Annotated in this window: 16 protein-coding genes; 8 read left to right on the top strand and 8 right to left on the bottom strand. The window is 71.4% G+C overall.

The window, feature by feature from the left end; translation table 11 throughout:
- Positions 1-122 precede the first annotated feature (122 nt).
- The 6 genes from OG595_RS07600 to OG595_RS07575 all read left to right on the top strand — a co-directional run bounded on the left by OG595_RS07600 (position 123) and on the right by OG595_RS07575 (position 6,560).
- Entirely contained in the window at positions 123-914 is a 792-nt protein-coding gene (locus OG595_RS07600; RefSeq protein ID WP_329269260.1) for an SDR family NAD(P)-dependent oxidoreductase, read from the top strand.
- A 32-nt stretch (positions 915-946) separates the two neighbouring features.
- Positions 947-1,927: a UDP-glucose 4-epimerase GalE gene (gene galE / locus OG595_RS07595; protein ID WP_329269258.1), complete on the top strand. Its 981-nt coding sequence runs from the start codon at positions 947-949 to the stop codon at positions 1,925-1,927.
- Positions 1,928-2,201: 274 nt separating this feature from the next.
- Positions 2,202-3,368, top strand: coding sequence for a 2-deoxy-scyllo-inosose synthase (locus tag OG595_RS07590; RefSeq protein WP_329269256.1), 1,167 nt, complete (start codon positions 2,202-2,204; stop codon positions 3,366-3,368).
- A gap of 106 nt (positions 3,369-3,474) precedes the next feature.
- Entirely contained in the window at positions 3,475-4,275 is an 801-nt protein-coding gene (locus OG595_RS07585; protein ID WP_329269253.1) for an SDR family NAD(P)-dependent oxidoreductase, read from the top strand.
- The gene (locus OG595_RS07580) at positions 4,272-5,561 is read left to right on the top strand and encodes a DegT/DnrJ/EryC1/StrS family aminotransferase (protein ID WP_329269251.1); all 1,290 of its coding nucleotides are present in this window, start codon (positions 4,272-4,274) and stop codon (positions 5,559-5,561) included. The genes OG595_RS07585 and OG595_RS07580 overlap by 4 nt, the downstream gene beginning before the upstream one ends.
- Positions 5,562-5,642: 81 nt before the next feature.
- Entirely contained in the window at positions 5,643-6,560 is a 918-nt protein-coding gene (locus tag OG595_RS07575; RefSeq protein ID WP_329269249.1) for a sugar phosphate isomerase/epimerase family protein, read from the top strand.
- A 135-nt stretch (positions 6,561-6,695) separates the two neighbouring features.
- On the opposite strand, the gene OG595_RS07570 is transcribed toward OG595_RS07575, so the two are convergent.
- From OG595_RS07570 to OG595_RS07545, 6 genes are all read right to left on the bottom strand, one after another.
- Positions 6,696-7,580 carry an aminoglycoside phosphotransferase family protein gene (locus OG595_RS07570; protein WP_329282720.1) on the bottom strand — a complete coding sequence of 295 codons (885 nt, stop codon included), beginning with the start codon at positions 7,578-7,580 and terminating at the stop codon, positions 6,696-6,698.
- 212 nt (positions 7,581-7,792) lie between these two features.
- On the bottom strand, positions 7,793-9,163 hold the full coding sequence (locus tag OG595_RS07565; protein WP_329269246.1) for a glutamine synthetase family protein: 1,371 nt from the start codon (positions 9,161-9,163) through the stop codon (positions 7,793-7,795).
- A 1-nt stretch (position 9,164) separates the two neighbouring features.
- Positions 9,165-9,869 carry a class II glutamine amidotransferase gene (locus OG595_RS07560; RefSeq protein WP_329269244.1) on the bottom strand — a complete coding sequence of 235 codons (705 nt, stop codon included), beginning with the start codon at positions 9,867-9,869 and terminating at the stop codon, positions 9,165-9,167.
- 23 nt (positions 9,870-9,892) lie between these two features.
- Positions 9,893-11,116, bottom strand: a complete 1,224-nt coding sequence (locus tag OG595_RS07555; protein WP_329269242.1) for an MFS transporter — start codon at positions 11,114-11,116, stop codon at positions 9,893-9,895.
- Positions 11,113-12,342, bottom strand: coding sequence for an ATP-grasp domain-containing protein (locus OG595_RS07550; protein WP_329269240.1), 1,230 nt, complete (start codon positions 12,340-12,342; stop codon positions 11,113-11,115). Before OG595_RS07550 ends, OG595_RS07555 begins: the two co-directional genes overlap by 4 nt.
- Positions 12,343-12,363: 21 nt before the next feature.
- Positions 12,364-13,641, bottom strand: a complete 1,278-nt coding sequence (locus OG595_RS07545) for an ATP-grasp domain-containing protein (RefSeq protein ID WP_329269238.1) — start codon at positions 13,639-13,641, stop codon at positions 12,364-12,366.
- 216 nt (positions 13,642-13,857) lie between these two features.
- On the opposite strand from OG595_RS07545, the gene OG595_RS07540 reads away from it, so the two are divergent.
- Both OG595_RS07540 and OG595_RS07535 read left to right on the top strand, forming a co-directional pair.
- Positions 13,858-14,667: a 2OG-Fe(II)-dependent halogenase WelO5 family protein gene (locus tag OG595_RS07540; protein WP_329269236.1), complete on the top strand. Its 810-nt coding sequence runs from the start codon at positions 13,858-13,860 to the stop codon at positions 14,665-14,667.
- 158 nt (positions 14,668-14,825) lie between these two features.
- Complete coding sequence (locus tag OG595_RS07535) at positions 14,826-16,100, top strand: winged helix DNA-binding domain-containing protein (protein WP_329269234.1); 1,275 nt, start codon at positions 14,826-14,828, stop codon at positions 16,098-16,100.
- 126 nt (positions 16,101-16,226) lie between these two features.
- Here OG595_RS07535 and OG595_RS07530 read toward each other — a convergent pair whose 3' ends face one another.
- On the bottom strand, positions 16,227-17,018 hold the full coding sequence (locus OG595_RS07530; protein WP_329269232.1) for a S1 family serine peptidase: 792 nt from the start codon (positions 17,016-17,018) through the stop codon (positions 16,227-16,229).
- Between the two features lie 265 nt (positions 17,019-17,283).
- The gene (locus OG595_RS07525) at positions 17,284-20,106 is read right to left on the bottom strand and encodes a helix-turn-helix transcriptional regulator (RefSeq protein WP_329269229.1); all 2,823 of its coding nucleotides are present in this window, start codon (positions 20,104-20,106) and stop codon (positions 17,284-17,286) included.
- Positions 20,107-20,191: the final 85 nt, after the last annotated feature.

The following is a 20,191-nucleotide window of genomic DNA, read 5'->3' as shown; positions in this document are numbered from 1 at the left end:
GTCATTGTCGCCGGATTATGTTGCCAACATTCTGGCAATTGAGTTGCCAAATCTCAACAGCTACAGTCAAGTTGTTGACAGCCGTGTTGTGTGATGGGAAACCCGGACAGGAGGCGACGTCGATGGACCTCGCTGGAGCGACCGTTCTGCTCACCGGCGCGACGGGGGGCATCGGGCGCGCACTCGCGTACCGGCTGGCCCGTGCGAACGCCACGCTGGTGGTGACCGGACGGCAGACCGAACAACTGGAGGCACTGGCAGCCGAGTTCGGAGCCCGTCCGCTGGCCGCGGACCTCTCCCGCCCCGGCGACATCGCCCGGCTGGCCGACCGGTGCCAGGACGTCGACGTCCTCGTCGCCAACGCGGCACTGCCGGCCAGCGGCGATCTCCTCGATTACACCCCGGAGCAGATCGAGCGCGCCCTCGCCGTGAACCTGACCGCGCCCGTCCTGCTGTCCCGGCTCCTCGCCCCCCGCATGGTGGAGCGTGGGCGAGGCCACCTGGCTTTCGTCGGCTCGATGTCGGGCAAGGCGGCCACTCCGTACTCCTCGCTCTACACGGCCTCCAAGTTCGGCCTGCGGGGCTTCGCCCACAGTCTGCGCCTGGACCTCCGTGACACCGGCGTCGGCGTCTCCATCGTGCAGCCGGGCTTCGTGCGCGACGCGGGCATGTTCGCCGCCACCGGCGCCGAGGTGCCGAGCGGCGTACGTTCCGTCTCTCCCGCGGAGGTGGCCGACGCCGTCGTACGCGCCGTGCACGGCAACCGCGGCGAGGTCAACGTCGCCCCGCTCGAACTGCGGCTGCGCTGCGCCCTCGCCGTCCAGTTCCCGGACCTCGCGGCCCGCTCGCACCGGCGCGCCGGGGACAACCCGGCCGTCCAGCAGGTGATCGAGGCCCAGCGCGCCCTGCGCTGACCGACCGGTTCTCTCAGGAGAGGAGTGTCGACGTGACCTGGCTGATCACAGGTGGTGCCGGCTACATCGGGGCACACGTCGTGCGGGCGATGCTGGACGCGGGCGAGCGGGCCGTGGTCTACGACGACCTGTCCACCGGGATCGCCGAACGGGTGCCGGACGGCGTGCCGTTGGAGGTGGGTTCGACCCTGGACGGCGAGCGGCTGGCGAAGGTGGTCCGGGAGCACGGCATCGACGGTGTGGTCCATCTGGCGGCGAAGAAGCAGGTCGGTGAGTCCGTCCAGGTGCCGCTGCGCTACTACCGGGAGAACGTCGAGGGCCTGCGCACCGTGCTGTCGGCCGTCACGGACGCCGGGGTGCCCTCGTTCGTCTTCTCGTCCTCGGCGGCCGTGTACGGAATGCCCGACGTGCACCTGGTCACCGAGGAGGCGCCGTGCGCGCCGATGAGCCCGTACGGCGAGACCAAGCTGGTCGGCGAGTGGCTGGTGCGGGCCACCGGCCGGGCGACGGGCCTGTCCACCGCTTCCCTGCGGTACTTCAACGTGGTCGGCGCCGCGAGCCCGGAGCTGGCGGACACGGGGGTGTTCAACCTCGTGCCGATGGTGTTCGAGAAGCTGACCGAGGGCGCCCCGCCCCGGATCTTCGGCGGCGACCACCCGACTCCCGACGGCACCTGCGTGCGCGACTACATCCACGTCGTCGACCTCGCCGAGGCCCATGTGGCCGCCGCGCGACGGCTGCGCCGGGCGCCGGGTGCCGGACTCACCCTCAACATCGGTCGCGGGGAGGGCATTTCGGTGCGCGAGATGATCGGCCGCATCAACGCGGTCACCGGCCACGACATCGCCCCGGCGGTCACCGCCCGCCGCCCCGGCGACCCGGCCCGCGTCGTCGCCTGCGCCGATCGCATCGCCACCGAACTGGGCTGGAAGGCCCGCCACGGCGTGGAGGAGATGATCACGTCGGCCTGGGCGGGCTGGATCCACGGTCATCCGGAGGCGGCACGGGGATAGACCCGGCCGAGGGACGGCGGGGGCGCGACCGGTGTCCGCCTCCGCGGTTCCTGCCTGCCCGTCTCCGGCGGCGGGGCCGTGCACCGGTGCGGGCGGTCGTCCGACGGCTGCGGTCCGTCGCGCACCGCTGTGGCGCCTCGCGGCACCACATACCTTGCCAAGCAGTTGCCGTATGGTTGCCAAAAATGTGACTCGAATGGCAATCTTCTTTCTGGTTCGCCCGGGAGCACCCGCGCGAACGCCTCTCGTCCTTACGTACGCCTGGAGTTAGAACATGGCCCTCCTGTCAGGACAGACTTCCGGACTCGACCGGGAAATACGGTTCGGCGACATCCACTACGCCTTTCACGTGCGGCACGGTCGCGCGGCCTGGGACGACCTGCGAGTGCGGCTCGCCGGCCTCGACGCCGACCGCTTCGTGGTCGTCGCCGACGCGGGCCTCCCGGACCACCTGGTCGCCGCGACGGAGGTGCACCTCTCCTCCGTCGCCCCGACCCACCTGGTGAAGGTGAACGCCGACGAAACCTCGAAGAACATGGCCGCTCTCGACCGCATCGGGGAACAGGCGCTGAAGAGCGGCATCACCCGCCGGTCCGTGGTGGTCGCGCTCGGCGGGGGAGTCGTGGGCAACATGGCCGGCCTGCTGGCGGCACTTCTCTTCCGGGGGGTGCGTCTGGTCCACATGCCCACCACCCTGCTGGCGATGTCCGACTCGGTGCTCTCCCTCAAACAGGCCGTCAACTCCCGCTGTGGCAAGAACCACCTGGGCACGTTCCACGCGCCTGTCCTGGTCTGGAACAACCTGGACTTCCTCGACTCGCTGCCCGCCGAGGAGATCCGGTCCGCCCTGTGCGAAATGATCAAGAACGTGCTCGGCATCGTCCCCGAGCGTTACGACGAGGTGGCCGGTCTGCTGCGACCCGACGGCCACTACACACCCGAGGTCATCACCCGCTTCATCGACCTGTGCGTGGACGCCAAGAGCGCGGTCATGCGCGCGGACCACACCGAGAAGCGCGAGGCACTGGTCCTGGAGTACGGGCACACCACGGGCCACGCGGCCGAGCTGCTCACCGGCGGCCGGCTACGGCACGGCTTCGCCATCGGCATCGGCATGCTCGCCGCGGCGCGCATGTCCCGGGAACTCGGACTGCTCGACCGCTCCGAGGAACTGGCACATCACCGCCTGCTGGAACTGAACGGCGCCCCCACCCGGTTGCCCGAGGAACTGGACGTGCGGTCCGTCCTCGACGTCATCCGCCTCGACAACAAGCGAGGCTACGTCCCCGGCCGCGAAGGCACGTTCGACTTCATCCTCCTGGAGTCCCTGGGCGCGGCGCACTGCCCGGGCGGCCTGCCCATCACTCAGGTCGACCAGGACACCGTACGGCTGGGCATCGAGTCCGTGTGCGCCGACCGGCTCACCCTGGTGGGCACCTGATGGCCGCGGTCCTCCGGGGCGGGCGCCCCACCGGGTCCGGTCCCGCAACGACGGACAGGACCGACGGCGTCCCCTTGCGGCGCGTCGGCCAGGAGGCGGGTGTCGCGTGAACCTCGGACTTGACGGCCGTACCGCGATCATCACAGGCGGCGCCAGCGGCATCGGGGCGGAAACGGCGAGGGTGTTCGCCGCGGAAGGGGTCCGGCTGGCCCTGCTGGACAGGGACGACGAGCAGCTGGAGCTGGTGCGGAAGGAGCTGGCCGAGATCACCGAGGTGGTCGCCGTGCCGGGCGACCTGTCGACCGGCGCCGGAGTGACGAAGGCCGTCACCGCCGCCCTCGACGCTCTCGGCGGCGCCACGGACATCCTCATCAACAACGTCGGCCAGTGCCGGGCCCGGGCCTTCGACGAACTGTCCGACGACGACTGGATCGGCACCTTCGAACTCAACTTCCTGAGCGCGGTGCGCGCCGCACGGATCGTCCTTCCCGGGATGCGGGAGCGTGGCCGCGGAAGCATCGTCACCAACGCCTCCGACCTCGCCCGCCAGCCGGAGGAAGGGCCGGCGGACTACCAGGTGTCCAAGGTCGCGCTGCTCAGTCTCACCAAGAGTCTCGCCCTGTCCGAGGGACCGGCCGTACGCGTCAACGCCGTCGCTCCCGGGCCGGTGTGGACACCGCTGTGGACACGCCCCGGCGGATTCGCCGAGACCCTCGGCGACGTGCACGGCAGGGACGCCAAGGCCGCCGTGGAGCACGAGATGAGCAAGCGTCAGCTGCCCCTGGGGCGGATGGGCACGCCCGACGAGGTCGCCCGGGTCATCGCGTTCCTCGCCTCGGACGCCGCCTCGTTCACCACCGGCTCCGTCTGGGGTGTGGACGGCGGCACGGTCAGGGGTCTGCTGTGACCCTCGCGGCCGGCGACCGGCTGGCCGTGCACGGCGGAACACCGGTACGCGGTACGCGGCCGTGGCCCCGCTGGCCCCGGCCCGCCCGGGGCGCGATCGCCGCGCTGGAGGAGGTGCTGGACTCGGGCCGGTGGTCGATCGCCAGCCCCTACGACGGCAGGCCGACCCGGGAGCAGTTGTTCGCCGCGGACTTCGCCGGCTACCTCGGCTCACGGCACTGCGTACCGACCGCCAGCGGCACGGCCGCCCTGACGACGGCCCTGGAGGCCTGTGGCGTCGGGGCCGGCGACGAGGTGATCGTGCCGGCCCTGTCCTGGGCGGCGTCGGCCTCGACGATCCTGGGCGTCAACGCCGTACCGGTGTTCGCCGACGTCGCCCCGGACACGCTGTGCCTGGACCCGGCCGCCGCCGAGGCCGCCATCACGCCCGCGACCAGGGCCATCGTCGTGGTGCACCTGTACTCGGCCCTCGCCGACCTGGACGCGCTGCGGGCCGTGGCGGACCGGCACGGGCTCGCCCTGATCGAGGACAGCGCCCAGGCGCACGGCGCGACCTACCGGGGCCGCAAGGCCGGCACCTTCGGCGATGTCGGCACCTTCAGCATGCACCACACCAAGGTGCTCAGCAGCGGGGAGGGCGGGGCAGCGGTCACCGACGACGCCCGCCTGGCCCGGCGCATGGAGCACCTGCGTGCCGACGGCCGGTGCCGGACCGCGCGTCCTCCCGCCGTGGGCATGCCCGAACTGGTCGAGACGGGGGAGCTGATGGGCAGCAACCGCTGCCTGTCGGAGTTCCAGTCCGCACTGCTCAGCGCCCAGTTGAAGGAGCTCGACGCGCAGAACGACGTGCGCCGGACCAACGCCGCGCTGCTCGACGCACTCCTCACCGACCAGGGGCTGTGCCCCCAGGTGTCGTCCGCCGGCACCACCCGGCGAACCTACTTCGGCTATGCGGTCCGACTGCCCGAGGACGACTTCCGCCACATCCCCTCGGCCGCGGTCGGGGAGGCACTCACCGCCGAACTCGGCCTGGCCGTACGCCCCGTGTACCGCCCGCTGTACGCGAGCCCGCTCTACGACCCCGCTTCCCGCCGCCGGTTCGACCTGGGACGCGACCATCTGAAACGGGTGGATCCAGGCCGCTACGATCTGCCGGCCAGCAACCGGGCGGCGCGAACCTTTCTCACGTTCCACCACGCGGCACTGCTCGGCGACACCTCGGACGTCCTCGCCATCGCCGAAGCGTTCCGACGCGTGCTGGCGGGGCGCGAGCAGCTCGCCCCCTGACTCCGCCGCGAGCACTCCGCCCCCGCCCCCGCATCGCTCCACTCCGACACCACAGCCCCGTACGGAAAAGGAAGCCCGACGATGACCTTTCGAAGGATCGAGAACCGCGACCTGCTCGCCACGTGCTGGACGTGGTCGGGTGACGCGGCCCCGGCCCGGGGCGACGAGTCCAGCCCCGTGGACATCCACACCCGGCTCAAGACGGTGGAAGCCGCAGGCTGGAAGGGGGTCGGGTTCGTGCACGGCGACCTCGCGAAGATCACCCGCGATATCGGCCTGCGGGAACTGAGGACGCTGCTCGACGACCACGGGATCGAGAAGGTCGAGCTGGAGTTCATCAGCAACTGGTGGGCGGACGGAGAACTCCGCAGGGCGTCCGACGCGGTCAGGGCCGCCCTGTTCGCCGCCGCTCCCATCCTGGGCGTGACCACCATCAAGGTCGGCGCGGAGCTCCAGTCCTTCGGTGCCACGGGCGGTGTGAGCCGCGAACGGTTCGCCGAGTCCTTCGACGCCCTCGCCACGGACGCCGGCCGCCACGGTCTGCGCGTGGCGGTGGAGCCCATGCCGATGTCCAACATCCGTACGATCGCCGAGGGCGCGGATCTGGTGCGCGAAGTCGGCAATCCGCACGGCGGCCTCGTCGTCGACACCTGGCACATCGCCCGGGGCGGCACCTCGTACGCGGACATGGCCGAAGTGCTGCCGATGGAGCACGTCTTCGTCGTCGAACTCGACGACGCCGACGCCGAAGTCGTCGGCTCCCTGTGGGACGACACCATCGATCGGCGACGCAACCCCGGCGACGGTGACCTGGACACCGCCGCGTTCGTCGCCGCGATCCACGACGCGGGCTGGCGGGGGCACTGGGGGGTGGAGATCATCTCCGAGGAGCTGCGGGCCCTGCCCGTGGCGGAAGGGGTGCGCCGCGTCCACGAGGCGACCATGGCCACCCTGGACAAGGCCGAAGGCCTTCCGCGCGTCCCCGTCGGAGCGCGCTGAGCACCGGGGGTTCCCGCCGGCGGGAACCCCCACCGCCGCGCCCGGTGCGTCGGCTCCACCCCGCCACCCCGCCACCCCGCTATGCCGCTGTGTCTCTGTGTCTCTATGCCTCTGCGCCTCTGCGCCTCCGCGTCTCTACGCGGAGGCCCCGAGGATCTCCCGGATGACGTACCGGGCGTTGGCCGAGATGATCGGGTTGGTCGTCCGGTAGTACGGCAGCTGGATGACCGCCATGGACAGCGCCCAGCCCCGGCTGCGGGCCCAGGTGGCGTCGTCCACGTCCACCGCCTCGCGGTACACCTGCCGCGCCGAGGCGGGCAGCAGGTTCCAGGCCGGGATGAGGTCGCTGGCCGGTTCGCCCATGCCCACGGTGCCGAAGTCGATGACCGCAGAGACGCGGTCGCCCCTGAGCAGCAGATTGCTCGGCATGAGGTCGGAGTGCGTCCAGCAGGCCGGGCCCGTCCACAGGGGTGCCGCGAGCGCCTCCTCCCAGGCCGCGGTGATCTCGTCGGCGTCGAAGGGCTCGTCGGTGCGGCGCAGCGCCTGGATCGCCTCCCGCATCTCACGGTCCTCGGCGATCAGCGGTGCGCCCCGGTGCGCGGGCGGACCGGCGGGGAGACCGATCTTGCGGAAGGCGACGGCGAACTCCGCGAGGTCACGGGCCACGAGCTTGCTCCCGGCGAGGTCGCCCTCGACCGGGTTGCGGCCTTCGAGCCACCGGTGCACCGCCCAGGCCATGGGGTATCCCTCGCCCGGGGCACCGGTCGCCACCACCTCCGGGATCGGCAGTGGCAGCAGCGGCGCCAGCCGGGGGAGCAGCCGTGCCTCCCTGACGATGTCCTCGGCGCCGCCGGGACGCAGCGGCAGCCGGACGGTCAGGTCCTCGCCGAGCCGGTAGATCGCGTTGACCGTGCCCCCGGAGGCGAGCCGGGTGACCGGCAGGCCCGCCCACTGGGGGAACTGGGCGCGCAGCAGGCGCCGCACCAGGTCCGCGTCGGTCTCCGCCTCGTCCGCGTGCATCCTGCCCATGTACCCACTCGATCTCTCGGTTCCTGCCGGGATCATCCCATGTCCTGATCATGCGTCAGGGGGAATTGTTCGCGCCGATCGCGTGCGGGACGCCGCCGCCCGGAGCGCCTCGCCGTACCTCGTACCGGCCTTCGGACGTCGCCCCGGGCTGCCGGGGCGACGTCCGTTCGGGCAGCGCGACCCCAGGTGACGGGTGCCGGCCCTCAGTACCGGGTGGCGTACGTCAGGAAGGCGAGCTCCGGTCCCATCTCCTTGACCGCCTCGACGTCGGCCCGCTTGATCGCGGGATAGAGCTGTCCCCGCAGCGGACCCAGTACGTCCATCAGGTAGTCGTCACGGCGCAGTGCCTCCACCGCCTCCTCCAGGGACCGGGGCAGCCCCAGACCGAGGGCGTCCCGCTCCGCGTCGGACAGCCCGTTCGGGTCCTCCGCGAGCTGCGGACCCGGATCGATCCGGTTGGTGATGCCGTCCATGCCCGCGTAGATCACCGCGCCCAGCGCCAGGTACGGGTTGGCCGTGGAGTCGCACGCCTTGAGCTCGATGTTGGTGGACGCCGCCGTACTGCCGCGCAGCCTGCTCGGCACCCGTACGGCCGCTTCCCGGTTGTCCTGGCCGTAACAGGCGTGCGCGCCGGACCACATGCCCGGCTGGAGCCGTTCGTAGCTGTTCACGCTGGCGCAGGTCAGCGCCAGCAGGCCGGGCAGATGCCGGAGCACACCGCCCACGAAGTGGTAGGCCGTCTCGGACAGACCCAGGTCGTCCGCGTCGTCGGCGAACATGTTCACCGGGCCCAGGCCGGGCCGGTCCTTCCACATGGACAGGTGCAGGTGGTTTCCGTTGCCCCGGAAACCGGGACCGGGAGTGGGCGCGAACGTCGCCCACATCCCCCTCGCCGAGGCCAGCCCTCTCGTGATCACCTTCTGCCACACCGACAGGTCGGCCGCCCTCAGCGCCGGACCGTGCCGCAGGGTCATCTCGTGCTGCCCGGCGCCGAACTCCGGGTGGTACAGCTCCACGTCGATGCCCTGTCCCTGCAAGGCCCTGGTCAGCTGGACCACGTAGTCGTTGGCGGCGTCGAACCCGGTGTTGTCGAAGCACAGGCTGTCGTCCAGCACGCTCAGCGAGCCGGGGCCCGGCCGGGCGTCGCACAGCGTGAACTCGGGTTCGAAGGAGGCCACGACGTCCAGGTCACCCGCCGCGGCCAGCGCGGACTTCAGGAAGGTGCGCGGGCAGGCGTCCCAGGACGTGCCGTCGAGCTGGACCAGGTCGCAGAGCATGGCCCCGGACCCCGGGGCGTGCGGAAGCGCGACGAAGGTGCTCGGGTCGGGGACCAGCCGCACCTCGCCGACGGCGTTGAAGCCGGGCACCGGCTGACCGATGTCCATGAGGTTCGCCGCCTGCCGGGACCTGGCCAGCCCGATGCCCGACTCCATCCGGGACTCCAGGAACCGGCGGGTCACCGCCTTGCCCCGGACGATGCCGTTGTGGTCGACCCACAGGAAGCGGATCAGTTCGATGTCGTGCGCGTCGATCATCCGGAGTACCTGGCGGTACCGGTCGTCGGACTCGGGCATCTCACACACCCTCGGGGAACGAGAAGTGCTCGACCGTGTTGGCCGGCAGCGGTTCCCAGCTCGGCGCCGGGGCGAGACCCGGGACCACCTCGGAGGCGATGATCTCCACTCCGGGCAGGCGCAGACGCCGCATCGCGAAGAACACCGGTGTGGCCACCCCGGGCGCACTCCAGTGCACCAGGTACGCGCCCGCGGGATGCACGGCGATGGCGTTGCCGGAGTTCCCGCCGGGCGGCAGCGAGTCCAGCTTGCCCAGTGCCGTCTCCGGATCGAGGCTGTTGGCGCCGTGCGGGACGAGGTGGTCGAAGTACTCCCGCGAGTCGAACTCCGAGGCGGGCAGCCCCAGCCGCTGGTACGCGGTCGGCAGATAGCCGTTGTGCATGAAGTACCAGCCGTCGTCCCTGGTCAACGGATGGGTGAACCGGGGACCGCGCTGGGACTCCAGCGTCGCGTTGCGTACGTGGATGGCGAGGAAGTCGGTCTTGGTCTCCGGCAGCGGGGAATCGTGGAGACTCTCGGCCAGCGGCCGCACATCGGTGTGCGACCGCAGCCCGTGTCCCGGCTCCCGCCAGACCGCGCCCCACCCGTGTACGTGCGCCTTGGTGGGGTTGTCGTGATCGGCCGTCCGGCCACAGCTCATGTCCACCGCCGCCGCGGCGATGTCCGCCACGGCGACTTGCCCGGAGGCGAGGATGAGTCGGCACATGGTGGGTCCTTTCTCTCCTGGCCTCATGCGGCCGATTCCTGGGTCACGCCGATGGTTGTGCCGGGCTGGGGGAGACGGCGGCCGAGCAGGTAGCAGAGGGCGCCGGTGCCCAGCGCCACGCCCAGCCAGTAGCCGTGGGCGAGACCGGCCCGGTCCAGCGCCAGGAACACGGTGCCGCCGGCCAGCGAGCCGATCGCCTCCCCCGCGGTCCAGCTGATCTGACGCAGGTTGAATGCCTCCAGCGTGGACTTGACCGGGAGACCGGCGAACGCCGTGCTCACCATGGGGGTGAACAGCATCTCGGCGCCGGAGAACAGCGCGACCGCCACTGCGGCGCCGGCCACGACCGGCAGTCCGACGCCCAGCACCACCATGGAGGCGCTGAACAGGACGGCCCCGTACACCAGCATCGTGAACGGGTGCCTGCCCTTGGCCAGCAGACCGCCCGTGGCGGCGGTGACCGCCGACTGGAGGAAGACGATGGCCAGGGCGGGCGCACCCAGCAGTGCGGCCCGCACCAGCGCGGAGTCGATGTCCCGGGCCACGAACAGCGCGAACGCGGAGTACAGCTGACCGTAGACGAAGGCGCCGAGGAGGCAGATCGCCACCGTCCGGCGGATCCACGGGTCCGCCCGGACCAGACGCAGCACGGCCCGGCTGACCGGCCACCGGCTGGACGTCGCGGTGGGCTTCAGCCCTTTCGGGATGCCGAACCGCAACGACAGCCCGGCGAGCAGGTAGCACCCGGCGACGCTGCTCAGCAGCAAGCGGGGGTCGGCCGTCGAGTACAGCAGCCCGGCGAGGAAGGGACCCAGCGCCGCCGCCGTGTTCACCGCGATCTGCAGCGCCGAGTACACCTTGTGGCGTCCGACGGCGTCGGGAACCACCTCGGCGACCAGCACCCTGGACAGCAGGAAGTGCACGCTGCCGCCGAATCCGGCCAGCACGATCAGTAGGACCTGGACCGCCCCACTGCGGCTGTAGGGCATCAGTCCGAAGCCCAGCGCGGACAGCACGGTACTGCCCGTCATGACGCCGACGATGGTGAACCTGGGCAGCCAGCGGTTCACCAGGAGCGCGGACACCCCGGCCGACGCGCTGTACAGGAACAGCCCGACGCCGACGATCCAGGTGCCACCCACCTGGGCGGTCAGGAAGACGCCCAGCAGCGGAAGGATCATGTACTGGCCGAGGTTGCCGGCCATGTGGTCGGCGGACAGCCAGGCGGTGAAGGCTCTACGGCTCACGACCGGGCCTCTGCCCCGGTGTCCACCACGATGTGGACCTGCGCGGCCAGCCGGTCGGCCAGCTCCGACGCCTGCCGCGGGGTCTCGGCGCCGACCACGATGTATCCGCCACGGTCGTAGGACTCACGGATCTCACCGACCGTGTCCCCCGGGCCCACGGTCAGACTCGCGCGCAGCACCGACGGGTGCTCCAGCACCGTGTCCCAGCCGAGGACCCGGCTCACCCGGCCCGGCGGCGGTGCGAGGAACCGGACGGCCGCCGCCCGGGAGGGCGTCCGGACACATGAACCGGTGTCCCTGCCGAGCGCGTCGTCGATCACCAGACCGAAGAGCTCAAGTCCGGGGATCGCGTACTCGAGCATGAGGTGGATCCAGTCGCCGCCGTTGCGCACATGGATCTCGCCGAGCACCGGACCGTCCGCGGTGGACCACAGCTCGACGTGGAAGATGCCGAACCGCAGGTCCAGTGCCTTCAGCGCGGTGGTCACGGCCCGCTCGAACCGCGTCTGGAGCTCGGCGGGCAGGTCGGCGGGCAGTACGTGCCCGGCCTCCACGAAGTTCGGCGGTGGCAGCAGCTTCTTCTCGGTCACGGCCAGCACCCGGGGCTCGCCGCGCAGGAACACACCTTCGACGCTGTACTCGGGGCCCTCGACGAACTGCTCGACGACGAACTCCGCGCGGCTCGGCAGTGCGGCGACGGCGGCGGCCAGCTCACCGGGTTCGCCGACCATGCTGACGCCGAGGCTGCCTGAGGCGTCCCGCGGCTTGACGATCCACGGCCCGGTCGTGCCGCTCAGGAACGCCCGGGCTGCGGCGAGGTCCTCGCACAGCCGGAACTCCGGCTGCGGCAGCCCGGCTTCGCGCAGGGCCTGCCGGCAACGGTCCTTCTCGCGGACGGTGCGTACGGCAGCCGGCGGGTTACCGGGTGCGCCCACGGCCCGGGCCACCTCGGCGAGGGCGACCTGCACCTGTTCCCTGACACCGAGGACGACGTCGAACCGCTGTCCCCTGGCCCAGGCCGCAGCCGCCGCCGGGTCCTCGACCTCGGTCCGGTGCAGTGAGCCGGCGAGTGCGGACAGCTCGGGCGTGTCCGGGAACTCGACGGTGACCTGCGTGCCGACCTCGCGGGCGGCGGCCTGCCGGAGCAGCCGGGTGCCGACGTCGCGCCCGAGGTCCATCGGTGCGCTGCCGCCCCAGAACAGCAGAGATCTGGGCGTGTCATTCATGGATCCCCCTGGAAGGGTGCTTCAGGCCGGTTCGGCCAGCCGGAAAACGTCGTCTGTGAGCTGCCCGACGACCTGGTGGTCGGCGAGGATCTCGGCGTGCGAACCACCGATGTGGAACACGCGCAGCGGACTGGTCATCAGGTCGACGGTGGGGACCAGCCGGGTCCCTGCCGGACGCCGGACCACGACCTCCCGGACCGTGGGCAGAGCGGCGATCTTGTCGACCACCGAGTCGTCGATCGCGGTCACCAGGCCTTCGCGGCTGGTGGTGACGTTGTGTACGACCGCCTCGTGGCGCTTGGCGTAGACCTTGCCGCCGTACCGGGCGGCGAACTCGGCGGGCCGCGTGTAGGCCAGGGCGTTGAGCCGGGCCGGGTTGGTACCGCTGAACTCGTCGTGGTGGGCGGTGTTCATGTTCCCGTTCAGCCGGGCGCCCAGCTCCACGAGCGCCGGACCCGCCTCCGTCATGATCACTTCGGCGTGGCCGGGCCCGTGCTCGATGCCCAGCGCGTCCAGCACCCGCAGCACGTAGGCGATCAGTTCACGCACGTGCGGCGCGTCCGGGTCCTGCAGCACGTCCAGGTCGTAGACCGGCCTGCCGGAAGGCAGCAGGTTCTTGTCGTAGCGCCAGACCCCGCACACCGTGTGGTGCCCGTTCGCGCTCACGGTGTCCACGATGTACTCCGTGCCGTCCAGATAGGACTGGACGAGGACATCGGTGTTGCGCTGGTCGTACATCGTGATCCCGGCCAGCACCGCCCGCGCGGCCTCGGCCACCTGCTCCTCGGACCGGCAGACGAACACGTTGTCGGAAGAGGAGGAGCTGCGCGGTTTCACCACCACCGGGTAGCGGCCGTGCCCGCGGGCCCAGCCGGTGATCTCCGCCGGGTCCGGGCTGACGAACTGTGCGGCACAGTGCAGACCGGCCGCCCGCACGGTCTCGATCATGGTGAACTTGTCCCGGCGGGCCGCGGATCTCGCGGTGCCGTTGGTCGCCACCCCCAGCCGTTCGCTGAGCAGGTCCGCCAGCGGAACCCCGGGCTCCTGGCCGGCGATCACCGCGATCGGTTCGTAGGCGCCCAGCCGCTCGACCAGGGCGTCCACCGCGTCCGCGTCGGCGCACACGAAGGTGTCCTGATACACGGACAGGTCCGGCGGCACCATCTTGGGCAGGAACTCTGCCGTGCCCCGCACATGGAGCGCCGAGACCCCGAGCCGGGCGAATTCACCAACGAAGGCACCGGCGTTGGAGTAGCCGTCGACGACGACCACCACCGGTGCGGCGGATGTGGCTTCCATGCGTTCCTCTCCCCAGCCGAATCGTGGAGTGCCCGACCGTACCAACGCGTGGCAACAATTGGCAACATTCAGACGTGATGCCGTGTCGCCGTCCAATCATCAATGGCTCTACCGTGCAGTTATCCATTGTCAACAAGTTGGCAAGTGTGGCAATGTGGCGGCATGTGACCGGGGTGGCAGTGCCCCGGTACCCCCATCGGGCAGGAGGAACTTCGGGTGACTGAGCAATGGGGCCGCATCGTCGTCGACGTCGATCGCGACACGGACATCGACGGACAGGATCTGGTCAGACGTCTGGTGGACGGCACGGTGGCGGTGGTCGTGCTGCGGAATCTGCTGCCGCGGTCCGTGTTCGCGGAGAACCGGGAGCGACTGGCACCGGTCTTCGGCGAAGCGTCGACCACGCAGTACACCAACGGCAGTCTCACCACCATCGGCCCGTACCTGGCCAAGCACCTGCACGAGCCGGACACCTACTTCGCCGAGGCGCGGAAGGCCAACGAGTTCACCGAGTCCATCGGCGTCGATCTCGGCGCGCGGACCCGCCGACGGCTGGCGGAGGTGCTGGGCCTGAAGCGGTTCGACACCGAGGTCGAGGCCGACGGCCGTGGCTACTCGCAGCAGAACGTGCGGATCTACGCGGACGGCATCCGCACGCCGCTCCACAACGACAACATCATGCGCGACGCCACGGGCACCGGACTGGCCCTGGCCGGACTGCGGCACCAGCTCAGCTGCGTTGTGTGCGTCCAGGAGTGCGAGTCCGGCGGCGAACTGCGCATCCACCGCAAGCGGTGGACCGACGCGGACGACAAGTACAAGATCGTCGGCGGTCTCGGCTACGACGAGGCGGTGACGGAGGGCGCCCCGGCGCACGAGTTCAAGCCGCGGGCCGGTGACGTCTACCTGCTCAACCCCACCTACTACCACTCCATCGAGGAGGTCACCGGCTCCGACCGGATCACCATGGGCTTCTTCTTCGGCTTCTACGACGACGAACTCGCCGAAGTGGTCTCGTGGATCTGATGGTCCCGCGCCTGTGACCGGGCCGCCGTACCGCGGACGCCGTGACCCGTGTGCGCGGTACGGCCCGGCGGCGGCTCGGCGAGAAGCGGGACCGGTTCGCCCGAGACATCGGGAATCGCGGACCGAAACTGTCCGCAAGCGGGGCTAACGTGCGGCACATGGAGAACACGGCGAACCAGAACGCGGCGAACCAGAACGCGGCGAAGCGGAACGCGGCGAGGACGACCCCGGCAGCCGCCCCGACGACGAGCCCCGGGCCGGCCTCGGCAACCGCGTCCGCCACCGCTGCCGCGGCCCCCGTCCTCGGCCCGCGTGCCCTCAACCGCGCCACCCTCGCCCGGCAACTGCTTCTCACCCGGTCGCGGATGTCCGCCCAGGACGCCCTCGCGCACCTCCTGGGTCTCCAGGCGCAGAACGTGAAGCCCCCGTACTACGCCCTCGCCGCCCGCCTCGACGGGTTCGCCCCCGAGGAGCTGTCCCGGCTCATGGCGGACCGGGAAGCCGTCCGCATCGTCACCATGCGCTCGACCATCCACACCCACACCGCCGACGACTGCCTCACGCTCCGCCCGCTCGTCCAGCCCGCCCGGGACCGCGAACTCACCTACTTCCGCAAGGGACTTGTGGGCGTCGACCTGGACCGGCTCGCCGCCCTCGCGCGTGACCTCGTCGAGGCCGAACCGCGCACGATGAAGCAGCTGCGCGAGGCGCTCCTCGTCGAGTGGCCGGACGCCGACCCGCAGTCCCTGTCCGTCGCCGCCCGCTGCCGGCTCCCGCTGGTCCAGGTCACCCCGCGCGGCCTGTGGGGCCGCAGTGGCCAGGTCGCCCTCACCACCGCCGAGCACTGGCTCGGCCGACCGGCCAAGGAGCCGTCGCCGCACGGGACGTCGGCGGACGACACCTCGGCCCTGGACACGACAGTGCTCCGCTACCTCGCCGCCTTCGGTCCGGCCTCCGTGAAGGACATGCAGACCTGGGCCGGACTGACCCGGCTGCGCGACGCCTTCGAACGCCTCCGCCCGCGGCTGCTCACCTTCCGGGACGAGCACGGCACCGAGCTCTTCGACCTCCCCGACGCTCCCCGCCCCGACCCCGACACCCCGGCACCGCCGCGCTTCCTGCCCGAGTTCGACAACCTGCTCCTCTCGCACGCCGACCGCACCCGCGTGGTCCCCGCCGACCTCAAGGGCCGTACCTGGACGGGCAATCAGGCGTACTGCGTCCTGCTCGTCGACGGCTTCCTCGCGGGCCTGTGGCGCCTTGAGGACCGCACGCTCACCGTCGAGCCCTTCGGCGAACTCACAAAGGGCGCGCGGGCGGCGGTGGTCGAGGAGGGCGAGCGGATGCTCGCGGCGCTGCACGGGGCGGCGGCGTACGACATCCGGTTCGGCCCCGTCGTCCGGGAACGGGAACGGGAGCGGAAACATGGATAGAGGGCGTTGCGGACCGCTCGTGGCCGGTCCGCAACGCCCCCTGGCATTCACCTGAGGGGTACTCAGGAGACTGTGGTGGCCGGGCCCTTGCCGCCGCAGGGGCCCGTGGTGACTACCTCCGGGTGGTTACGACGCGACCTGCGTCGCCACCAGGCTGGAGAAGGTGGTCAGCCGGGTGTAGACCCCGGGGTAGCCGGCCTCCGCGCAGCCCTCGCCCCAGGAAGTAATACCTGCCAGGACGCCGCCGATCATCAGCGGGCCGCCGCTGTCGCCCTGGCAGGTGTCAACGCCGCCGGAGGTGTATCCGGCGCAGACCATGTCGCTCGCGATGTAGCTGGAGCCGTACGAGCTGGTGCAGCTGGCGTTCGAGACCGTCGGGACGGTCGCCGTGCGCAGCTGGTTGGAGGAGCTCCCGTTGGAGGAGGTGGTGCCCCAGCCGATGATGCGGGCGGTGGTGCCGGCCGCGTACACGCCGGTCTGGGACGAGGTGACGTACGACGCGGTGGTGTACGGCATCGAGGTCGCGAGGGTCAGCACGGCCACGTCGTCGCCGTTGGTGGCGTCGGTGTAGCTCGGGTGGATCCAGATCTTGGTGACCCGGCTGACGGTGCCGTTGGTGCCGTTGCGGTAGGTACGGCCGCCGACGACTCTGACGCTGCTCGTCGTCTCGTCGACCATACAGTGGGCCGCGGTCACGACCTTGGTGGCGGAGACGAGGGTGCCACCGCAGAACTGGTTCTGCGAGGCGTCCGTGATCTGCATGACGTAGGGGTACGTCGCAGCGGTGGTCGTGGTACCGCCCACGATGGGCTGGGGCGCGGCGACTGCACCGGGGGCGGCGATCAGCGCGGTCGCGGCTGCGGCGGCGACGGCCGTCAGGACGGCAGCGGCCTTCTTGGCATGGGCGAGCCCGAACATGGGTTCTCCTCTTGTGGGGATTGCCGGTGGGGGGACGCGCGGGTGTGGGGGGTTTCTGCACGGGGCGGTGGTGCTGCCCCGCGTGCCCGGCGTAGCGGCACATCCACAAGGTAGGAGCCGGATAAGGTCTCTCCCAATGAGGGAACCCCCTAAGGGAATCAGGGCAGGGAAAACCCTCGGTCGTACGGGGTCGACGGCGCGGTACGGTGAGTGCGCAAGGATGGATTGCGCGCAGGCACACGGCCGTACGGCGGGTACGCGGGCGTTACTTGGGGTGGCGTCCCGCCGCCAGCCTGACGATGTCCACCCGAGACCGGATCCCCAGCTTCCGGTACACCCGGGTGAGCGTCGCCTCGACCGTCTTGACGCTGATGAACAGGCGTCCGGCGATCTCGCGGTTGGTCGCGCCCTCCATGACGAGCGCCGCGACCTGACGCTCCATCGCGGCGAGCCCGTCGAGCGCGGCGACCGCCTGCGGCTGCTGGACCAGCGGCTGCGGCGCGGGATTCGGCACGGTGGCCGCGTCCACCCTGCGCAGCCAGGGCAGCGCGCGGGAACGTCTGAACAGGCGTGCCGCCTCGTCGTACGACGTCGGGGCGGGAGTGGGCCCGGGGCCCGGCGGCCCGGTGCGCAGCTCGGCCAGGGCGAGGGCCGCGCGCGCCTCCTCAAGTCCGTAGCCCAGCTTGGCGAGCCTGTCCTGTGCCGATGTCAACTGGCCCAGAGCCTCCTCGCGTTCACCGCGCGCCGCACGCACCAGCGCCTCCGACCGGTCGAGCACCGCCAGCACGCTCTCGCGCCCCAGCCGCAGCGCGTGGGCGCGCGACACGTCGATGACCTCCTGCGCCTCGTCCAGCTCGCCGACGCCGACCAGCGCCTCCGCGAGGTCGCCCTGCCAGCGTCCGCGAGCCGGGTCGTCGACGCCGAGATCGTGCTCCAACTCCCGTGCCCGGCGCAGCGACTGCACCGCACCCGGCGCGTCCCCGGCCACCAACCGGGCGTATCCCAGGGCTGCCTGGGCCCGGGACAGGTACATCAGGTCGCCGTTCTCCTCGGCGTGCTCGACCGACTCCCGGGCCAGCGCCAGCGCCCGGTCCACGTCACCGCCGGACGCCTCCGCCAGCGCGGCGAGCATCCCGGAGGCGACCTCGCCGATACCGGTGTCCCGGGCCAGTCGCAGACTCTCCCGGGCCAGGTCGAGAGCCCGGCCGCAGTGCCCGCAGCGCAGTTCGGTCTCGGCGAGGCAGCGCAGGAAGTGCACCTCGCTCTCGACGGACCCGCGCCGGCGCACCTCGCGCAGCAGCGTGGTGATGGTGGCCCGTGCCTCGGGCAGCTGGTCGCTCATGATCAGCCAGCGGAACCGGGCCGAGCCGATGCCGTTGTGATGGACGGTCACCTGCGGGTCCTGGGGCTCCTTGAGGGCGCGTTTGATCGTGGCGGGTGCGTCCGGGTGGCCCATCAGGGTCTCGGTCTGGGCCTGGAAGGAGAGCGACATCAGCTCCGTGTGCCGGTCGCCGCCCCACGCGGCGAGCTCGGCCGCGCGCGCCGCCTCCTCGCGGCACTCGGCGAAGTTGCCCTCCACGAGGAGCGCCCGCCAGGCCAGTTGGTAGTGGATCAGGGCGAGCAGCTGCGGGTCGTCGCCCGCGTCGGCCAGTGCCTGCGGGAAGACGGCGTCGACCTCCGTCATGGCATGGCCCGCCGTGTCGATCACGATGATCCAGGCCCGCACCCGTTGCTCGGGCACCCCGCTCCGGTCGAGCACCTGGCGGGCGATGTCCCGTGCGAGATCCAGTTCACCGGCGGTGATCGCGTCCTCGGCGGCCCGCAGCCGGTGCGTGTCGGGGTTCGGCACGCTGTCGGCCGGGGTGTACCGGGCGGCGAGCAGTCCGAGCGAGGAGGCCATCGAGGGCGCCCCGCGGTCCCGGGCCAGCGCGGCGGCCTCGGCGAGCCGGGCGGCCACCTCCGGATCCGTGCCCTCGGTGGCCAGGGCGAGGTGCCGGGCCCGCTCGATGGGGTCGGACGCGGCCGTGGACAGCGCGGCGTGCGCGGCCCGGCGTTCCTGGGCGCTCGCCTCCGCGTACAGCGCGGCCGAGACGAGGGGATGCGCGAACCGTACGGCCGGACCCTCGGGCTCGGTCGCCAGCAGCCCGAGGGCCGCGGCCTGGGCGGTCTCGGCCTCGGCGTTCTCCCGGCCGGCCTCGTGCAGCAGGGCCAGGGTGGGGCGGGCGCCGGCGCTGACCACGAGGAGGGTGCGGCGGGCGTCGTCCGACAGCATCTCCAGGCGGCTGAGGACCAGCGCGCGCAGCGAGGTCGGCACCGGGAGCGGCTCGCCCGGGCGCGGGGGAGCGGGGTTCTCGGCCAGGGCCCGGCCCAGTTCCAGGGCGTACAGCGGATTGCCGGCGCTGATGCGGTGGATCTCCCGCACGGTCGAACGCGGGAGGTCGTAGCCCCGGTGGGCAAGGAGCGTCTCCACCTGGGAACGGGTCAGCGGGTTCACCCGGACGGCCAGGGTGTCCGGTGTGGACGCGCGTAGATAGCGGTCGTACTCCTGGCCGTCGGTGCGCCCGGCGAACAGCATCCGGACGGGGTCGTCGCCGAGGCGGCGGGCGGCGAAACCGAGGAGTTCGGTGCTCGCGGTGTCCAGCCACTGGAGGTCGTCGGCTACGACGAGCACGGGGCCCTTGGCGGCCAGCGCGCGCAGCGCGGACAGCACGGCCAGCCGCAGCGCGAGCCCGTCGCGCTGGAGCGTGGACTCGCCACGGCCGGTGAGCGCCGACTCCAGGGCGACACGCTGCGCGACGGGCAACTGACCGGACACCTCGTCCAGGGCGAGACCGAGGAGATCGGCGAGTGCGAGGAAGGGAAGATGGGATTCGGACTCGGTGGCGGAGCAGCGCAACACGGTCCGTGCCGATTCGCCGTATTCCGCGGCCAATGTCCGCAGGACGGTGGACTTTCCTATTCCGGCCGTTCCGTGCAGCAGGATGCTGCCACCGCGCGAAAGCTGCTCGCGCGCCGAGACGAGTGCCTCGTCCCGGCCTATGAGCAGGTCGGAGCGGCATCGGCCAGGCTCCTGGAAGTCCCGTCGCACGGTTACCGCTCCCCTCCTGTGTCCTGTGGGCCCCAATATTAGGCAACAGATCTTTGAATTTCGGACCGGCGGCGAGGTGAGCCAA

This window comes from Streptomyces sp. NBC_01451 (assembly GCF_036227485.1).
In the GTDB taxonomy this organism is placed as follows: Bacteria; Actinomycetota; Actinomycetes; order Streptomycetales; family Streptomycetaceae; genus Streptomyces.
This window is presented reverse-complemented; position numbering and strand designations above follow the sequence as displayed.